This window comes from Streptomyces sp. FXJ1.172 (genome assembly GCF_001636945.3).
GTDB lineage: Bacteria > Actinomycetota > Actinomycetes > Streptomycetales > Streptomycetaceae > Streptomyces.
Genome location: NZ_CP119133.2, coordinates 7124526 through 7142980 on the forward strand (window position 1 = coordinate 7124526; position 18455 = coordinate 7142980).

Annotated in this window: 18 protein-coding genes; 15 read left to right on the forward strand and 3 right to left on the reverse strand. The window is 71.4% G+C overall.

What is annotated here, in order from left to right:
• The first annotated feature begins 435 nt into the window (after positions 1–435).
• From A6P39_RS32025 to A6P39_RS32070, 10 genes are all read left to right on the forward strand, one after another.
• Positions 436–2106, forward strand: a complete 1671-nt coding sequence (locus A6P39_RS32025; protein WP_067052750.1) for a CTP synthase — start codon at positions 436–438, stop codon at positions 2104–2106.
• A gap of 83 nt (positions 2107–2189) precedes the next feature.
• Positions 2190–2816, forward strand: a complete 627-nt coding sequence (locus tag A6P39_RS32030) for an NUDIX domain-containing protein (RefSeq protein WP_067052752.1) — start codon at positions 2190–2192, stop codon at positions 2814–2816.
• A 206-nt stretch (positions 2817–3022) separates the two neighbouring features.
• A complete protein-coding gene (locus tag A6P39_RS32035; RefSeq protein ID WP_067052754.1) occupies positions 3023–5089 on the forward strand; it encodes a tetratricopeptide repeat protein in 2067 nt (688 codons plus the stop codon).
• Between the two features lie 148 nt (positions 5090–5237).
• The gene (gene ald / locus A6P39_RS32040) at positions 5238–6353 is read left to right on the forward strand and encodes an alanine dehydrogenase (protein WP_159396163.1); all 1116 of its coding nucleotides are present in this window, start codon (positions 5238–5240) and stop codon (positions 6351–6353) included.
• A gap of 424 nt (positions 6354–6777) precedes the next feature.
• Positions 6778–7911, forward strand: a complete 1134-nt coding sequence (locus A6P39_RS32045) for a ParA family protein (RefSeq protein ID WP_079133690.1) — start codon at positions 6778–6780, stop codon at positions 7909–7911.
• On the forward strand, positions 7896–8447 hold the full coding sequence (locus A6P39_RS32050) for a hypothetical protein (RefSeq protein WP_079133691.1): 552 nt from the start codon (positions 7896–7898) through the stop codon (positions 8445–8447). Before A6P39_RS32045 ends, A6P39_RS32050 begins: the two co-directional genes overlap by 16 nt.
• Before the next feature lie 18 nt (positions 8448–8465).
• The gene (locus A6P39_RS32055; protein ID WP_067052759.1) at positions 8466–9674 is read left to right on the forward strand and encodes a segregation and condensation protein A; all 1209 of its coding nucleotides are present in this window, start codon (positions 8466–8468) and stop codon (positions 9672–9674) included.
• Positions 9671–10321: an SMC-Scp complex subunit ScpB gene (scpB, locus tag A6P39_RS32060; RefSeq protein ID WP_067052761.1), complete on the forward strand. Its 651-nt coding sequence runs from the start codon at positions 9671–9673 to the stop codon at positions 10319–10321. The genes A6P39_RS32055 and scpB overlap by 4 nt, the downstream gene beginning before the upstream one ends.
• 12 nt (positions 10322–10333) lie before the next feature.
• Positions 10334–11395 (forward strand): pseudouridine synthase, encoded by a 1062-nt coding sequence (locus tag A6P39_RS32065; protein ID WP_067052763.1) that lies wholly within the window; start codon positions 10334–10336, stop codon positions 11393–11395.
• Positions 11396–11494: 99 nt separating this feature from the next.
• Positions 11495–12238 carry a nucleotidyltransferase domain-containing protein gene (locus tag A6P39_RS32070; RefSeq protein ID WP_067052765.1) on the forward strand — a complete coding sequence of 248 codons (744 nt, stop codon included), beginning with the start codon at positions 11495–11497 and terminating at the stop codon, positions 12236–12238.
• On the opposite strand, the gene A6P39_RS32075 is transcribed toward A6P39_RS32070, so the two are convergent.
• Both A6P39_RS32075 and A6P39_RS32080 read right to left on the reverse strand, forming a co-directional pair.
• Positions 12164–12907: a nucleotidyltransferase domain-containing protein gene (locus A6P39_RS32075; RefSeq protein WP_067052922.1), complete on the reverse strand. Its 744-nt coding sequence runs from the start codon at positions 12905–12907 to the stop codon at positions 12164–12166. The genes A6P39_RS32070 and A6P39_RS32075 overlap by 75 nt on opposite strands.
• 22 nt (positions 12908–12929) lie before the next feature.
• Positions 12930–13319 carry a Rieske (2Fe-2S) protein gene (locus A6P39_RS32080; protein ID WP_067052767.1) on the reverse strand — a complete coding sequence of 130 codons (390 nt, stop codon included), beginning with the start codon at positions 13317–13319 and terminating at the stop codon, positions 12930–12932.
• A 145-nt stretch (positions 13320–13464) separates the two neighbouring features.
• On the opposite strand from A6P39_RS32080, the gene aroH reads away from it, so the two are divergent.
• The 5 genes from aroH (at position 13465) to der (ending at position 17955) form a co-directional block, all read left to right on the forward strand.
• Positions 13465–13827 carry a chorismate mutase gene (aroH, locus tag A6P39_RS32085; protein WP_067052769.1) on the forward strand — a complete coding sequence of 121 codons (363 nt, stop codon included), beginning with the start codon at positions 13465–13467 and terminating at the stop codon, positions 13825–13827.
• Entirely contained in the window at positions 13824–14918 is a 1095-nt protein-coding gene (locus tag A6P39_RS32090; protein WP_067052771.1) for a prephenate dehydrogenase, read from the forward strand. Before aroH ends, A6P39_RS32090 begins: the two co-directional genes overlap by 4 nt.
• A gap of 119 nt (positions 14919–15037) precedes the next feature.
• A complete protein-coding gene (cmk, locus tag A6P39_RS32095) occupies positions 15038–15733 on the forward strand; it encodes a (d)CMP kinase (protein WP_067052773.1) in 696 nt (231 codons plus the stop codon).
• A gap of 62 nt (positions 15734–15795) precedes the next feature.
• A complete protein-coding gene (locus tag A6P39_RS32100; RefSeq protein ID WP_234379153.1) occupies positions 15796–16383 on the forward strand; it encodes a lysophospholipid acyltransferase family protein in 588 nt (195 codons plus the stop codon).
• 78 nt (positions 16384–16461) lie between these two features.
• Positions 16462–17955 carry a ribosome biogenesis GTPase Der gene (gene der / locus A6P39_RS32105; protein ID WP_067052777.1) on the forward strand — a complete coding sequence of 498 codons (1494 nt, stop codon included), beginning with the start codon at positions 16462–16464 and terminating at the stop codon, positions 17953–17955.
• An 83-nt stretch (positions 17956–18038) separates the two neighbouring features.
• Here the strand turns inward: der and A6P39_RS32110 are convergent, their stop codons facing one another.
• Positions 18039–18440, reverse strand: a complete 402-nt coding sequence (locus tag A6P39_RS32110) for a hypothetical protein (RefSeq protein ID WP_067052925.1) — start codon at positions 18438–18440, stop codon at positions 18039–18041.
• Positions 18441–18455 lie beyond the last annotated feature (15 nt).

Consider the following 18455-nt stretch of genomic DNA (forward strand, 5'->3'; position numbering starts at 1 on the left):
CTCAACGAACTGCCGCGCTCTCGTTGTTCCGGGGGTCTATCGGCGGGGGTGTGCCGTCGTTTCCGGCCTGGCTCGGCAGCGAATGTCCGAGCAGGATACGACGCACGTAGATGATCTGCGTGCCGCTCCGGGCAACCCGTGTGGGCCGAACGAGTGAGCAGCGGGTGATGACCATGTGACCGGCGCGTATCTGTGGTTGTGCCAGTACACCGCCCTGTGCCCGGCCAGGTGCGGAGCGTGGCCGTCCGCCATCGGGCCCACGCGCTGATACCCTGGTAGCCCGTGGACCGGTGGGCCCCCTTGACCAGCAGCGTCGAAGAATCAAGAAGGGTCCCCCGAACCGCAGCGACGGCGCCCCGCCCGGCAGTACAGCAGTGTCCGGGCCGGCAGCCGCACCGCACGACAGACAGCGACCACGGGAGCCCCCTCTTGGCCATGCCGCCGAAATCCACGACGACCAAGCACATCTTCGTCACCGGGGGTGTCGCCTCCTCGCTCGGCAAGGGCCTCACCGCCTCCAGCCTGGGCATGCTGCTCAAGGCCCGTGGCCTGCGCGTCGTGATGCAGAAGCTGGATCCGTATCTGAACGTCGATCCGGGCACGATGAACCCCTTCCAGCACGGTGAGGTCTTCGTCACCAACGACGGTGCCGAGACCGACCTCGACATCGGACACTACGAGCGCTTCCTCGACCGTGACTTGGACGGCACCGCCAATGTCACTACAGGACAGGTGTACTCGACCGTGATCGCCAAGGAGCGGCGCGGCGAGTACCTGGGCGACACCGTGCAGGTCATCCCGCACATCACCAACGAGATCAAGCACCGCATCCGGCGTATGGCCACCGACGAGGTGGACGTCGTCATCACCGAGGTCGGCGGCACGGTCGGCGACATCGAGTCGCTGCCGTTCCTGGAGACCGTCCGCCAGGTCCGCCACGAGGTCGGCCGGGACAACGTCTTCGTCGTCCACATCTCCCTGCTGCCGTACATCGGCCCCTCGGGCGAGCTGAAGACCAAGCCGACCCAGCACTCCGTCGCCGCGCTGCGCAACATCGGCATCCAGCCCGACGCCATCGTGCTGCGCTGCGACCGCGAGGTCCCGACCGCCATCAAGCGCAAGATCTCGCTGATGTGCGACGTCGACGAGGCCGCCGTCGTGGCCTGCCCCGACGCCCGCTCGATCTACGACATCCCGAAGACCGTGCACGGCGAGGGCCTGGACGCCTATGTCGTCCGCAAGCTGGACCTGCCGTTCCGTGACGTCGACTGGACGACCTGGGACGACCTGCTGGACCGCGTCCACAACCCCGACCACGAGATCACCCTCGCACTGGTCGGCAAGTACATCGACCTGCCCGACGCCTACCTGTCGGTCACCGAGGCGCTGCGCGCCGGCGGCTTCGCCAACCGCGCCCGCGTGAAGATCAAGTGGGTCACCTCCGACGACTGCAAGACCCCGGCCGGCGCCAAGGCCCAGCTCGGCGACGTCGACGGCATCTGCATCCCGGGCGGCTTCGGTGACCGCGGTGTGCTCGGCAAGGTCGGCGCGATCAAGTACGCCCGTGAGAACAAGATCCCGCTGCTCGGCCTCTGCCTCGGCCTGCAGTGCATCGTGATCGAGGCCGCGCGGAACCTGGCCGACATCCCGGACGCCAACTCCACCGAGTTCGACCCGGCGACCGCCCACCCGGTCATCTCCACCATGGCCGAGCAGATGGACATCGTGGCCGGCGAGGGCGACATGGGCGGCACCATGCGCCTCGGCATGTACCCGGCCAAGCTCGCCGAGGGCTCGATCGTGCGCGAGGTGTACGACGGCAAGGAGTACGTCGAGGAGCGCCACCGCCACCGCTACGAGGTCAACAACGCCTACCGCGCGGAGCTGGAGAAGAAGGCCGGCATCCTGTTCTCCGGGACGTCGCCCGACGGCAAGCTCGTCGAGTACGTCGAGTACCCCCGCGACGCGCACCCGTACCTGGTCGCCACGCAGGCGCACCCGGAGCTGCGCTCCCGCCCGACCCGCCCGCACCCGCTCTTCGCGGGCCTGGTGAAGGCGGCTGTCGAGCGTCAGCTGGAAGAGGGCGCGCGGAAGATCGCGAAGTAACACAAGAGCTGTACGGTGGCCGGGGCGCGGGTGTGCGACACGCCTGCGCCCCGGCCGCTTGCGCATGTGTGGAAGGACAGGGCATGACGATCAAGGACACCCCGCAGGAGTGGGAGATCCGGGCCACGGACACCCCCTTCGTGGGCAACAAGACCTCTGTGCGCACGGACGACGTGGTCATGCCCGACGGCTCGGTGGTCCGTCGCGACTACCAGGTCCACCCCGGCTCGGTCGCCGTCCTCGCCCTGGACGAGGAGGACCAGGTCCTGCTGATCAACCAGTACCGCCACCCCGTGCGGCACAAGCTGTGGGAGATCCCGGCCGGTCTGCTCGACGTCCCCGGCGAGAACCCGCTGCACGCGGCCCAACGCGAGCTGTACGAGGAGGCGCACGTCAAGGCCGAGGACTGGCGGGTGCTGACCGACGTCTACACCACGCCCGGGGGCTGCGACGAGGCCGTACGGATCTTCCTCGCGCGCCAGCTGTCCGAGGCCGAGGGCGAGCGCTTCGCGGCGGAGCACGAGGAGACCGACATGGAGCACGCGCGCGTGCCGGTCGAGGAGCTCGTGCGCCGCGTCCTGGCCGGCGACGTGCACAACAACTGCCTGGTCGTCGGCGTGCTCTCGCTGGTCGCCGCCCGCGGCGGTGACGGTCTCGACGCCCTGCGCCCGGCCGACGCCCCCTGGCCGGCGCGCCCCTTCACCTCCTGAGCCACCCGTCCGGGGCACGGAGCAATGCCGGTCGGCACCCGTGCGGCCCAGTGGTGTGACGAGTGGTGTGACGATCGCCTGATCCGATCAGGTGATCCGTTCGCCGCGCTCCACACAGGACGTCGCAGAGCGTGAACTAGGCTCTGAGACGCCCGTCTCGGAAGACCCGGCGGGCTTGCGCGTGCGGTGGGACGGGAGTGTGGCCCGTGACGGATCAGGTGGTGGACACAGGCGGGGCGCGACTGTCGGCGCACGAGGTCGCCCACGACCATTTCCTGGGCCGTACAAGGGAGTTGAAGGAGCTGCGCGCCGACATCGAGCGCGCCGGCCTGGACACCCTCTCCGGCCGCAAGGCACCCCGCGCGCGCGTGCTCCTGATCGCGGGCCGCCCCGGCTCCGGGCGGACCGCGCTCGCCGAGGCACTCGTGCGACGGATCGCCCACCGCTACCCCGACGGGGTGCTGCGCGCCCGGCTCAGCGAGCCCGACGGCACCCCCGTCCCGGTCGAGCGCACCGCCCGCGAGCTGCTCACCGCACTGGAGCTGCCGGCCCCGGCCGGTGCCGCCGAGGACGACCTGACCGAGGCGCTGCGCACCGCCCTGGCCGGCCGGCGCGCGGTGCTGCTCCTGGACGACGCGGCCCGTGCCGAGCAGGTCGACGCGCTGCTGCCGGACGCCCCGGACTGCCTGGCGGTGGCCGTCTCGAAGGGTCCGCTCACCGGCATCGCGGACGTCCGCCCCTGCACCGTCGGCGGCCTCGACACCAAGTCCGCGGTGGAGCTGCTCACCCGGTACACCGGCTCGGTGCGCATCACCGTCGACCCGCGCGCCGCCGAGAGTCTGGCCGAGGCCTGCCAGGGCCACCCGGCCGCGCTGATCCTGGCGGGCGGCTGGCTCGCCGCCCGCCCCAAGGCCGCCGTCTCCGACCTCGCCAAGCGGCTGCACGCGGCCCCCGACGACGGCCCGGACGGCACCCCGCCGGCCCGGGTCTTCCGGCATGTGTACGACGACCTGTCCGCTCCCGCCGCCAGGATCCTGCGGCTGCTCGCGCTCGCCCCGGCCGGCCTCGTCGACCCGCACACCGCCTCCGCGCTCGCGGGCTGCTCGGTCGGCTTCGCACGCGCCACCCTGGACGACTTCGTCGCCCTCGGCCTGCTGCGCGCGGCCGGCTCCCCGCTGCCCCAGTACGAGGTCCCCGGCTGCCTGCACCCGCACCTGCGTGCCCTCGCCGAGAGCCAGGAGCGGCCCGCGGAGCTGCAGCTGGCCCGGGCCCGGATGCTGGAGCGGACGGTACGGCTGCTGCAGGCCTGCCGGGCGATCACCGAGACGGACAGCCCGCAGGCCCGCGAGAAGCTGAACGCCATGCCCCGCGAGGTGCGCTTCCCGAACCCGAGGGCGGCCGCCGACTGGCTGCGCGTCCGCCGCCCCGCCCTGCTGGCCTCCGCGCGGCTCGCGGTGGCCGACGGCGAGCTGGACACGCTCGCCCGGCGGCTGATGTCCCAGCTGGTCAGGGCCCTGGTGGCACACGAGGGCACCCAGGCCGCGGCCGCCGACCTGTACGGCGTGCACAGCCTCGTCCACGATGTCGCCGAGCGGCGCGGACTGCCCCGTGAGCAGGCCGCCGCCCTGCTGAACCTGGGCGACGTGGACGCGCAGACCGGCCGTACCCGGGACGCGCTGGCCCGGTACCGGTCGGCACTGGCCGCCGGACGCAGGGCGAACGACCCGTACGCGACCGGCCGCGCGATGGAATCCGTAGGCGGCGCGTACCAGGAGCTGGGCGACTACGACCGGGCCGCCGACTGGTTCGGCCGGGCCCTGGCCGAGCGGCTGGCCCGGGGCGAGCGCGAGCAGGCCGCCCGGCTGTACGGCCGGATCGCCACCGCCCACACCTACGCGGGCCGCTACGGCGAGGCCCTCAGGAACTGGCGGGCGGCCGTCGTCGGCTACCGCAAGGGCGGCGATGTCGCCGCCCACGCCCGGGCGTTGAGCGAGCTGGCCCGGGTGCAGGAGTACGCGGGGCGGTTCGAGGAATCGCTGCGGACGTGCCAGGAAGCGGTGGAGTGGGCCCGGCGCGCCGATGACGTCCGGTTGCAGGCCGCGCTGCAGCTCAGGCTCGCCGACACCCTGGAGCACCTCGGCGACCCCGCCGCCGCCCGCCTGCACCGCACGGCGGCCGAGCGCATGCTGGGTGAGGAGGCCCTGGAAGGCGACACAAGGTCGGAACGAGACAGGAACGCCTGCGAAATCCGCAGCACATCCAGCGAAGATTGATGCAATGAAAGGCTAGACAGGCGGAACACCTTCATTAAACTGGCTCTGCCGCGCGTTCTCCTGCGGTGTCTCCCGGTGTGCCCCGGCATGCCTGGGTATGTCTTGTAATGCACCCCCCATACCCTCTGAGCCAAGGACCGTGATCGACGTGAAGGTCGGCATCCCCCGCGAGGTCAAGAACAACGAGTTCCGGGTGGCCATCACCCCCGCCGGTGTGCACGAGCTGGTGCGCAACGGCCACCAGGTCGTCATCGAGCGGGGCGCCGGCCTCGGCTCCTCGATCACGGACGAGGAGTACGTCTCCGCCGGCGCCGCGATCCTCGGCACCGCCGACGAGGTCTGGGCCACCGCCGACCTGCTGCTGAAGGTCAAGGAGCCCATCGCGGAGGAGTACCACCGCCTCCGCAAGGACCAGATCCTCTTCACCTACCTGCACCTGGCCGCCTCCAAGGAGTGCACGGACGCGCTCATCGAGTCCGGCACCACGGCCATCGCCTACGAGACCGTCGAGCTGCCGAACCGCTCCCTGCCGCTGCTCGCCCCGATGTCCGAGGTCGCGGGCCGCCTGGCCCCGCAGGTCGGCGCCTACCACCTGATGGCCCCGGCCGGCGGCCGTGGTGTGCTGCCGGGCGGCGTCCCGGGCGTGACCCCGGCGAAGGCCGTCGTCATCGGCGGCGGTGTCTCGGGCTGGAACGCCACCCAGGTCGCCGTCGGCATGGGCTTCGAGGTCACCCTGCTCGACCGCGACATCAACAAGCTGCGCGAGGCCGACAAGGTCTTCGGGACGAAGGTCAAGGCGATCATGTCCAACGCCTTCGAGCTGGAGAAGGCCGTCCTGGAGGCCGACCTCGTCATCGGTGCCGTCCTCATCCCGGGCGCCAAGGCCCCGAAGCTCGTCACCAACGAGCTGGTGTCCCGCATGAAGCCGGGAAGTGTTCTTGTCGACATCGCGATCGACCAGGGCGGCTGCTTCGAGGACTCCCGCCCCACCACGCACGCCGAGCCGACCTTCAAGGTGCACAACTCGGTCTTCTACTGCGTCGCCAACATGCCGGGCGCGGTGCCGAACACCTCCACCAACGCCCTCACCAACGCCACGCTGCCGTACATCGTCTCGCTGGCCAACAACGGCTGGGTCGAGGCGCTGCGCCGCGACGCCGCGCTCGCCAAGGGGCTCAACACTCATGACGGCAAGGTCGTTTACAAGGAGGTCGCCGAGGCCCACGGCCTGGAGCACATCGAGCTGGACTCGCTGCTCGGCTGACCCCCGACCGGCCCCGTGACCTGGTGAGTCGCTAAGTCGCCAGCAGGTAAAAGGCGATTCGTCAACACGTCACGTCAACGGCGCGCACCCGGCCGGACCTTGCCCGACAAGGTCCGGCCGGATGTGTGTATGGTCACTTTGCGACTCTCGGTCAACTCGCCTCGAACGTAACGCTTGGACCGATTCGCACACCGGTGAAACCTGCCGTGCGACGGCCGTACGCCCTTGACAGCGAGATGTTTCATTGCCGACACATCGTGCCGGGTCCGGCGGATTGTGTTGCTGCGGACCGCCGACACGCCATAGAGTCGCCAACCGTCGGCATGGTGCCACGCTGACCTTGTCTAGAAGTTCCCTGGTCACCAAGGAGGTAAGACGACTTGTGAATGAGTCGACATTTTCTCCCGGGGGTGGTCAACCAGGAATGCCCGCACGGGGCCAGGGCCCCGCGGGATTCGAGGCTGTCGGCTCCGTAGCTGTGCGCACCTTCGCAGCCCACCAGAGTTCCGGTCCGCAGGCGGCCGGGACAGCACACCAGAGCATGGATGGCCATCACGTGAACGCCATGGCCGGCGACGGAAGTGGCGCGCCCCACAACCACTTCGCCGACTACGACGAACTGCCCGAGGGGCACTTCTACGACCCCGACGCCGAGTACGAGCCCGATCCGGAGTACGCGGCCACGCTCGCGCCCGACGCGGCCCGCCAGCGCCGCGAGCGCATCGGCCCGACCGGACGCCCGCTGCCGTACTTCCCGATCCCCGGTCCGCTGACCGACCACGGCCCCGCGAAGATCATCGCGATGTGCAACCAGAAGGGCGGCGTCGGCAAGACGACGTCGACCATCAACCTGGGTGCCGCGCTCGCGGAGTACGGCCGGCGCGTGCTGCTCGTGGACTTCGACCCGCAGGGCGCGCTGTCGGTGGGACTCGGCGTCAACCCGATGGAACTCGACCTGACGGTCTACAACCTGCTCATGGAGCGGGGCATGTCCGCGGACGAGGTCCTGCTGAAGACGGCGGTCCCCAACATGGACCTGCTGCCCTCCAACATCGACCTGTCGGCCGCCGAGGTCCAGCTGGTCTCCGAGGTCGCCCGCGAGTCGACCCTCCAGCGCGCCCTGAAGCCGCTGATGGACGACTACGACTACATCGTGATCGACTGCCAGCCCTCGCTCGGCCTGCTCACCGTCAACGCGCTCACGGCCGCGCACAAGGTGATCGTGCCGCTGGAGTGCGAGTTCTTCGCGCTGCGCGGTGTGGCCCTGCTGACCGAGACCATCGAGAAGGTCCAGGAGCGGCTCAACCCCGAGCTGGAACTGGACGGCATCCTCGCCACGATGTACGACTCGCGCACGGTCCACAGCCGCGAGGTCCTGGCCCGCGTGGTCGAGGCCTTCGACGACCACGTCTACCACACGGTCATCGGCCGTACGGTCCGCTTCCCGGAGACCACGGTCGCCGGTGAGCCCATCACCACCTACGCCTCCAACTCCGTCGGTGCCGCCGCCTATCGCCAGCTCGCCAGGGAGGTGCTCGCCCGGTGTCACGCCGAGTGAGTCTGCCGGGGGCCGACGAACTCTTCCGTACGACAGGGGGGATGGCGCTTCAGCCGTCGACTCCCCGCCGCGGGGCCAACGGTGAGGCCCGGGTGCCGGCTCCCGCGGGGGAGAGCGACGACGTGGCCGCCGCCGAGGACGCACCGCAGTCGGTGCCCGTCCAGGGCGGCGACGGAGAGGGCGCGGAGCATGTCGCGGCCGAGGCCGAGCAGGCCGAGGCCGGCGAGTCCCGCACCCGTCCGGCTCGACGGCAGGCGGCACAGGACGGCTCCGGTGCCGCCGCGCAGCCGCGCAAGCGGGGGCGGGCGGCGAACCGGCGGCCCAGCGGGCGCGAGCGGCACGACGAGAAGATCACGGTGTATGTGTCCGCCGAGGAACTGATGGACCTGGAGCACGCGCGTCTGGTGCTCCGGGGCGAGCACGGGCTGGCGGTGGACCGCGGGCGCATCGTGCGCGAGGCGGTGGCCGTGGTCCTGGCCGACCTGGAGTCCCGCGGGGACGCGAGCATCCTCGTACGACGGCTGCGGGGACGGTAGGGGTAGCCTGCGGGGGCTATGACCTCGTCCGACGTTCCTGCCCCCGCTTCCGGCCCGGCTCCGGGGCGTCGGCGTGCGCTGGGGCGCGGCCCGGGGGCCGTACCGCCTCCGGAACCGGAGGCACCCGACCCCGAGGTCCGGCCCGAGGTCCGGCCCGGCGCCCGGTCCGGGACCCAGCCCGAGGCCGTCCCGGCACCGCGCCCGGAACCCGGATCCGGAGAGCCGGAGTCCGCATCGGGTCCCGGGCCCGGAGACCTCGAGTCCGCGCCGGGTCCCGGACCCGGAGACCTCGAGCCCGCATCGGGACCCGGACCCGAAGAGCCCGAGCCCGTCCCCGAGTCCGGACCCGAAGGCCCTGTCCCCGGGTCCGGACCCGAAGGCCCCGTCCCCGAGTCCGGAGGAGTCCGTGACGGTGTCTTCAAAGTCCGTCTCTCGAATTTCGAGGGCCCCTTCGACCTGCTCCTCCAGCTGATCTCCAAGCACAAGCTGGACGTCACCGAGGTCGCCCTGTCGAAGGTCACCGACGAGTTCATGGCGCACATCCGGGCCATGGGACCCGACTGGGACCTGGACCAGACGACGGAGTTCCTCGTCGTGGCCGCCACCCTGCTCGATCTGAAGGCGGCCCGGCTGCTGCCCGCCGCCGAGGTCGAGGACGAGGCCGACCTCGCGCTGCTCGAGGCCCGGGACCTGCTGTTCGCGCGGCTGCTGCAGTACCGCGCGTACAAGCAGATCGCGGACATCTTCAACGCCCGCCTGGAGGAAGAGGCCCGCCGCCATCCCCGTACCGTCGGCCTGGAGCCCCAGTACGCCGAGCTGCTGCCCGAGGTCGTCATCAGCATCGGCCCCGAGGGCTTCGCCAAGCTCGCGGTCAAGGCCATGCAGCCGAGGCCCAAGCCGCAGGTGTACGTCGACCACATCCACGCCCCGCTCGTCAGCGTGCAGGAGCAGGCCGGGATCGTGGTGGCCCGGCTCAAGGAGCTGGGCGAGGCCAGCTTCCGGGCCCTGGTCGAGGACACCGACGACACGCTCACCGTGGTGGCCCGGTTCCTCGCCCTGCTGGAGCTGTACCGGGAGAAGGCCGTCGCCCTGGAGCAGGAGGCCGCGCTCGGGGAGCTGCTGGTGCGCTGGACCGGCGGGGACACCGACACGGCACCGATGGTCACCGACGAGTTCGACCGGCCGCCCGAGCCGCCCGAGCCGCCCAAGGAGGAGAAGAAGCCGTGAGCGAGCGGACCACCGAGGTGCCGGACGAGCTGCGGGCCGTCGCCGGCCTCGACCTCAAGCCCGCCCTGGAGGCGATGCTCATGGTCGTGGACGAGCCGGCGGCCGAGGAGCACCTGGCGAAGCTGCTGGAGCGGCCGAGACGGCAGATCGCCGACGCGCTGCGGGAGCTGGCCGACGAGTACGCGGTCCAGGGCCGCGGCTTCGAGCTGCGCTACGTCGCAGGCGGCTGGCGTTTCTCCACGCGCGCGGAATACGCGCCGGCCGTCGAGAGGCTCGTCCTGGACGGGCAGACCGCCCGGCTCACCCAGGCGGCACTGGAGACGCTCGCGGTCGTCGCCTACCGCCAGCCGGTCAGCCGCAGCCGGGTCTCCGCCGTGCGCGGGGTCAACTGTGACGGCGTGATGCGCACCCTGCTCCAGCGCGGTCTGGTCGAGGAGGCGGGCGCGGAACCCGAAACAGGTGCGATCCTGTACAGGACGACGAACTACTTCCTGGAGCGGATGGGCCTGCGCGGCCTGGACGAGCTTCCGGAACTCGCGCCCTTCCTCCCGGAGGCGGAGGCGATCGAGGCCGAGACTCAGGAGGGGGTCCCGTCGTTCGACCCGGACGCGCCCGACGCGCCCGGCGTAGAGGACGCAGACGACTAAGACGGAACTTTGATGCGAAGCAGCGGCAGCGGCAAGAGTGGCGGGCGGGGTAACTACCGCGGCGCCGGCAACAACCGGGACGAGCGGCAGGGGCAGGGCCGTCCCCGCAAGCCCCGCCCCGAGGAGCGCCGCTACGACGTGGGCCCCGGCGCCACCCAGGACGGCCCCAAGTCCGGGCGCGGCGGTGCGGCCCGTGGCGGCGCGAAGGGCGGCCCGAAGAAGCCCCAGCAGGGCGGCCGTACGGCCCCCGCGCGCTCCCGCGAGTACGAGACGCGGGTCGAGGAGCGCAACCGGGAGCGCTACGCCGGCAAGAAGGACATCAAGCTCCCCAAGACCTTCCCGGGTGCCGAGCAGGAGGGCGAGCGGCTGCAGAAGGTCCTCGCGCGGGCCGGCTACGGCTCGCGGCGGGCCTGCGAGGAGCTGATCGAGCAGGCGCGGGTGGAGGTGAACGGCGAGATCGTCCTCGAGCAGGGCCGCCGGGTCGACCCGGAGAAGGACGAGGTCAAGGTCGACGGCCTGACGGTGGCGACGCAGTCGTACCAGTTCTTCTCGCTGAACAAGCCCGCCGGTGTCGTCTCCACCATGGAGGACCCCGAGGGCCGGCAGTGCCTCGGTGACTACGTCACCAACCGTGAGACACGGCTCTTCCACGTCGGCCGGCTGGACACCGAGACCGAGGGTGTCATCCTGCTCACCAACCACGGGGAGCTGGCGCACCGCCTCACCCACCCCAAGTACGGCGTGAAGAAGACCTACCTCGCCGCGATCGTGGGCCCGATCCCGCGTGACCTGGGCAAGCGCCTGAAGGACGGCATCCAGCTGGAGGACGGCTACGCGCGCGCGGACCACTTCCGGGTGGTGGAGCAGACCGGCAAGAACTACCTGGTCGAGGTGACCCTGCACGAGGGCCGCAAGCACATCGTCCGCCGCATGCTCGCCGAGGCGGGCTTCCCGGTCGAGAAGCTGGTGCGCACCTCCTTCGGCCCGATCACCCTGGGCGACCAGAAGTCGGGCTGGCTGCGGCGCCTGTCCAACACCGAGGTCGGGATGCTGATGAAGGAAGTCGACCTCTAGAACGCCTTGCTGTGATCACCATCTCCCTTTGCCGCCATGGTGGCGGCAAAGGGAGATGGGACCTTTTGGCGCCGGGAGCGCTCTGGGACGCTTGGGCCCATGATCGAAGACCTCGACCTCGCGCCCGTGGTCGCGGAACAGCCCGACCCGCTGCTGTTCGCGACCGTCTCCGGAGCCCATCTGTACGGCTTCCCCTCGCAGGACTCCGACGTGGACCTGCGCGGTGTGCATCTGCTGCCCGCCGCCGACCTCGTCGGACTGCGCGAGCCGGAGGAGACCCGTTCGCGGGCCTGGGTGCGGTTCGGCGTCGAGCTGGACCTCGTCACCCACGACCTGCGCAAGTTCGCACGGCTGATGCTCCGCCGCAACGGCTATGTGCTGGAGCAGCTGCTCTCGCCCCTGGTCGTGCACACCGGCGACGCCCACCGGGAGCTGGCCGCGCTGGCGCCCGGCGTCCTCACCAGCCACCACGCCCACCACTACCGGGGCTTCGCGGTGACCCAGTGGCGGCTGTTCGAGAAGACCGGCGAACTCAAGCCGCTGCTCTACACGTTCCGCGTGCTGCTCACCGGCATCCACCTCATGCGCAGCGGCGAGGTCCAGGCCCATCTGCCCACCCTGCTGGACGAGGTCGACGCCCCCGGCTATCTGCCGGAGCTGATAGCCGCCAAGGCGGAACGGGAGCACGGGAAGGCCGGCGTCGGGCACGCGCGCGTGGAGGCCGACGTGGAGCGGCTGCACGCCGTGCTCGACGAGGCCCAGGCCGCCTCAGCCCTCCCCGACGCCCCTGCCGCGTACGACGCCCTGCACGACTTCGTGGTCCGGACACGCCTGCAGGACTGACCGCCGGCGCACCCGGAACAGGAAGTCGGCCACGCGCGCGTGATCCGGCTCCGGCGGGAGCGGGCTGCGGTGCAGGGCCTGCTCCGTCTGCGCCCCCAGCCCGGCCATCCACGCCTGGACCTCGGGCCAGGGGACCTCGCCGCGCTTCACCGCGAGCAGCGGCTCGCGCTGGTCGCCGACGTCGATGCGCAGCTCGCCGGTGCGCAGCAGGTCACGGGCGCTCATCAGCAGCCGCAGCAGGTGCATGGCGTGCTTCCAGCGCGGGGCGCCCGTCGTACGGACATCGGCGTCGAGCTTCTTGCGCTGGCCGAGGGCGTAGCGGGTGAAGGTGCCGTAGCTGCGGCGGGAGAGGAAGGCGCCGCGCAGGGACAGCAGCTCCCGGCCGGTGTCGTCCACGTGCTCCACCAGCGGGGAGTGCAGACACTCCAGGATGTTCGGGTTGCCGCGCAGCGCCAGCTCGCAGAACCGCTCCAGCTCCCAGGAGAACTGCTCCTCGCCCGGCCCCTCCACATGCGTCGGCGGCTTGTCGAACCGCCAGAACAGGGGAGTGGGGGCGAGGAACACCCCCCGCCGGTCGGTGTCGCTCGTGTCCGTGGCCAGGCCGAACGCTCTTGAACCCATGACACAGGCGTAGATCGTGTGCTCGCGCACCAGGTCGTCGGGCTGCATGCCCGGAGCGTACGCGGGCACCTCAGGCCAGACGGATCGAATTTCCCTTCACCGTGATCGACTTCGCGGGCAGCGGCCGCGCCGCGGGGCCATGGGCCACCGCGCCGTCGGCGATGTGGAACTTGCTGCCGTGGCAAGGGCAGTCGATGGTGCCGTCCGCGACCCGGCTCACCGTGCAGCCCTCGTGCGTGCAGATCGCGGAGAAGGCCTTGAAGTCGCCCTTGGACGGCTGCGTGACGACGACCTTCTGTTCCTTGAAGACCTTGCCGCCGCCCTCCGGGATCTCGCTGGTGTCCCCCAGGGCCTGCCCGCCGCTCTTGGCGCCGCTGCCGCCGCCGCAGGCCACGAGGGGCACGGTCAGCACCGCCGCCCCCGTCACCAGAACCGTGCGCCGCTTCGCACCCTCGGTCATGCCACCCTCCGTACAGACGTCGAAATCGGTGAATACCGGATGCCTGGCATCGTCTCAGCGATCGGGCGTCGCGCGCCCGGCCCGCACGGGCTGACTACGCTGGACGGACCAACAACAGATCCGCACGTCAGCAAGGAGCAGCGCCGTGGCGGTACGAGCGGTCCGTGGGGCCGTCCAACTGGAGCGGGACGAGGCCGGGCACATGGACGAGCAGGTCGGAGCGCTGCTCACCGCCGTGCTGGAGCGCAACGGGCTGACCGCCGACGACCTCATCAGCATCTGGTTCACGGCCACCCCCGATCTGCACAGCGACTTCCCGGCGGCGGCCGCCCGCAAGCTCGGCATCGTCGACGTCCCCCTGATCTGCGCCCAGGAACTGGACATAGCGGGCGCCATGCCCCGGGTCGTGCGCATCCTCGCCCACATCGAGTCCGACAAGCCCCGCGCCGGCATCAACCACGTCTACCTGGGCGCCGCGGCCGCCCTGCGCAAGGACATCGCCCAGTGAGAACGGCACTCGTCATCGGCACCGGCCTGATCGGTACCTCCGCCGCCCTGACCCTCGTCCAGCGCGGTGTCACCGTCCACCTCGCCGACCACGACCCCGAGCAGGCCCGCACGGCCGCCGCGCTGGGCGCCGGCACCGACGAGACGCCCGAGGGCCCGGTCGACCTCGCGATCGTCGCCGCCCCGCCCGCGCACGTGGCCGGCGTGCTCGCCGACGCCATGCGCCGCGGTGCGGCCCGCGGCTACGTCGACGTCGCCAGCGTCAAGGGCGGCCCGCGCCGCGAGCTGGAGGCGCTCGGCCTGGACCCGTCCGTGATGTCGAGGTACCTCGGCACCCACCCCATGTCCGGCCGTGAGAAGTCCGGCCCGCTGGCCGCGACCGCCGATCTCTTCGAGGGCCGCCCCTGGGTGCTCACCCCGACCCGGGACACCGACACCGAGGTGCTGAACCTCGCCCTGGAGCTGGTCTCGTACTGCCGGGCCGTACCGGTCGTCATGGACGCCGACGCCCACGACCGGGCCGTGGCCCTCGTCTCCCACATGCCCCACCTGGTGTCCAGCATGGTCGCCGCACGCCTGGAGCACGCCGAGGAGGCCGCCGTACGGCTGTGCGGACAGGGCATCCGGGACGTGACCCGGATCGCCGCCTCCGACCCGCGCATGTGGATCGACATCCTGTCCGCGAACCCCGGCCCGGTCGCCGACCTGCTCTCCGACGTCTCCGCCGACCTCGACGACACCGTGCGGGCCCTGCGCGCCCTGCAGTCCTCCGACGAGGCCAAGCGGCACGAGGGCACCACCGGCATCGAGGGCGTGCTGCGCCGCGGCAACGCCGGCCAGGTGCGGGTGCCCGGCAAGCACGGCAGCGCGCCGCGCGCGTACGAGACCGTCGTCGTCCTCATCGACGACCAGCCCGGCCAGCTGGCCCGCATCTTCGCCGACGCGGGCCGGGCCGGGGTCAACATCGAGGACGTCCGCATCGAGCACGCGACCGGACAGCAGGCGGGTCTGGTGCAGCTCTCCGTCGAGCCGAAGGCGGCGGGGGTGCTGACGAAGGCGCTGCGGGAGCAGGGCTGGGCGCTGCGGCAGTAGGGCTCCCGGTACGGGCGGGTGCGCACGCGTCCGGACGAGTGACCCGCACCCAGTAACCTTGTGCAGGGCGCTCCTGCTCCCCGCACCCCGCCCACACCGCACCAGGAAGGTGTCCCTCCGTGGAAAACGGCGCCGCCCCGACCGCCAAGCCCGTGATCGTCGCGATCGACGGCCCCTCCGGCACGGGCAAGTCGAGCACGTCGAAGGCCGTGGCCGCGCAGCTCGGTCTGAGCTACCTGGACACCGGCGCCCAGTACCGGGCGATCACCTGGTGGATGGTGACCAACGGCATCGACCTGGAGGACCCGACCGCCATCGCCGCCGTGGCCGGCAAGCCGGAGATCGTCTCCGGCACCGACCCGGACAAGCCGACCATCACGGTCGACGGCGTGGACGTGGCCGGCCCCATCCGCACCCAGGAGGTCACCTCCAAGGTCAGCGCCGTCAGCGCGGTGCCCGAGGTGCGCACCCTGATCACCGAGCTGCAGCGCTCGATCGCCGCCGGCGCGGAGCCGGGCATCGTGGTCGAGGGCCGTGACATCGGTACGACCGTCCTCCCGGACGCCGACCTGAAGATCTTCCTCACCGCCTCCCCGGAGGCCCGCGCGGCCCGCCGCAGCGGCGAGCTGAAGGGCGCCGACGTCCACGCCACCCGCGAGGCGCTGATCAAGCGGGACGCGGCCGACTCCTCCCGCAAGACCTCGCCGCTCGCCAAGGCGGACGACGCGGTCGAGGTGGACACCACCGAGCTGACCCTCGCCCAGGTCATCGAGTGCGTCGTCACCCTGGTCGAGGAGAAGCGGGCCGGGAAGTGACCCAGCTGTCCGAGCCCTCCGCGAAGGGCGCCGAGGTCGGGCGGCGCATCGGCGTCGGCCTGATGTACGGGCTGTGGAAGCCGCGGGTGCTCGGCGCCTGGAAGGTGCCGGCCACCGGCCCGGTGATCTTCGCGGTGAACCACTCCCACAACATCGACGGCCCGATGGTCATGGGCGTGGCACCCCGGCCCACGCACTTCCTGATCAAGCAGGAGGCGTTCGTCGGCCCCCTGGGTTCCTTCCTGACCGGCATCGGCCAGCTGAAGGTGGACCGCACCACCGCCGACCGCACCGCCATCACCCGGGCGCTCGGTGTGCTGGAGGCCGGCGGCGTGCTGGGCATCTTCCCGGAGGGCACCCGGGGCGAGGGCGACTTCGCCTCCCTGCGCTCCGGGCTCGCCTACTTCGCCGTCCGCAGCGGGGCGCCGATCGTGCCCATCGCCGTACTGGGAAGCGCGGAGGAGCCCGGGCGGTTGATAAAGGCGCTGCCCCCGCTGCGCTCCCGCGTCGACGTCGTCTTCGGCGACCCCTTCGACGCGGGCGACAGCTCCGGGCGGCGTACGCGCAGGGCGCTGGACGAGGCGACCGAGCGCATCCAGAAGCAGCTCACCAGCCACCTGGAAAACGCCAGGCGCCTGACCGGGCGCTAGGCGACACTTGAGTAGTGGATCAGCCCATGCGGGGCTTTTCCACCGATCACCACGAATGAACGACGAGGTACGGACTTCATGAACGACGACATCCAGCCCGACGGCTCGGACGCGTACGACGCCGCGCACGAGTACGACCACGGGGCTCTCGGCGACGCCGAGTACGCGGAGTTCATGGAGCTCGCCGCGGAAGAGGGCTTCGACCTCGCGGACGTCGAGGGCGCCATCGAGGCGGCGGGCCACGGCCCGCTGCCCGTGCTCGCCGTCGTCGGCCGCCCCAATGTCGGCAAGTCGACCCTGGTGAACCGGATCATCGGCCGCCGCGAGGCCGTGGTCGAGGACAAGCCCGGTGTCACCCGCGACCGCGTCACCTACGAGGCCGAGTGGGCCGGCCGGCGCTTCAAGGTCGTCGACACCGGCGGCTGGGAGCAGGACGTCCTCGGCATCGACGCCTCCGTGGCCGCCCAGGCCGAGTACGCGATCGAGGCGGCCGACGCGGTCGTCTTCGTCGTGGACGCCAAGGTCGGCGCGACCGACACCGACGAGGCGGTCGTCCGGCTGCTGCGCAAGGCCGGCAAGCCGGTGGTGCTGTGCGCCAACAAGGTCGATGGTCCGAGCGGCGAGGCCGACGCCGCGTACCTGTGGAACCTGGGCCTCGGCGAGCCGCACCCCGTCTCCGCCCTGCACGGCCGCGGCACCGGCGACATGCTGGACGCCGTCCTGGAGGCGCTGCCCGAGGCGCCCGAGCAGACCTTCGGCACCGCGATCGGCGGCCCGCGCCGCATCGCGCTCATCGGCCGCCCGAACGTCGGCAAGTCCTCGCTGCTGAACAAGGTGGCCGGCGAGGAGCGCGTCGTCGTCAACGAGCTGGCGGGCACCACCCGCGACCCGGTCGACGAGATGATCGAACTGGGCGGCAAGACCTGGAAGTTCGTGGACACCGCCGGTATCCGCAAGCGCGTCCACCTCCAGCAGGGCGCCGACTACTACGCCTCCCTGCGCACGGCCGCCGCCGTGGAGAAGGCCGAGGTCGCGGTCGTCCTCATCGACGCCGCCGACAGCATCTCGGTGCAGGACCAGCGGATCGTCACCATGGCCGTCGAGGCGGGCCGCGCCCTGGTCCTCGCCTACAACAAGTGGGACACCCTGGACGAGGAGCGCCGCTACTACCTGGAGCGGGAGATCGAGACGGAGCTGGGCCAGGTCGCCTGGGCTCCGCGCGTGAACGTCTCGGCGCGCACCGGCCGTCACATGGAGAAGCTGGTCCCGGCGATCGAGACCGCCCTCGCCGGCTGGGAGACCCGGGTCCCCACCGGCCGCCTCAACGCCTTCCTCGGCGAGCTGGTCTCGGCCCACCCGCACCCGATCCGTGGCGGCAAGCAGCCGCGCATCCTGTTCGGCACGCAGGCCGGCACCAAGCCCCCGCGCTTCGTCCTGTTCGCCTCGGGCTTCATCGAGGCGGGCTACCGCCGCTTCATCGAGCGCCGGCTGCGCGAGGAGTTCGGCTTCGAGGGCACCCCGATCCACATCTCGGTGCGGGTGCGCGAGAAGCGCGGCGCGAAGAAGAAGTAGTACCGCCACGGCACGAAGCCGTACCGCTGCGGCACACAGGGCGGCCCCCGACCACGAAGGTCAGGGGCCGCCCTTGCCGTGCCTCACAGGCCCTGGCGCGGCCCTGGCGGCAGCGCCGCCGGGACGTGCAGCATCCCGGTGTCGTGCGGCTGCCGCCCCAGGGTGCCGATCCGCTGCCACTGCGACTGCTGCCGCGCGCTGTAGGCCCCGGCACTGTAGGCGCTGTACGAGCTGCTGAACGATCCCGCCCGGTGGCCTCCGTAGGAGCCCGTGACGCCCGGGAGTTCACCGAAGGGACTGAACCTCAGCCCCTCCTCCCCGCTGCGGTCCCCCGGAAGTGTGCGGAAGGTCTTGACCCATTCCGCGTAGAGCATGTCGTAGATCGGCGTGGCCGAGCCCCCACCGATCCCGTCCTGCGCCAACCGGGCGGACGGAACGGAGACGAAGGCGGACCGGCGTGGGGGAGGAGTGTCGTATGCGTGCACGTATGTCCAAACGAC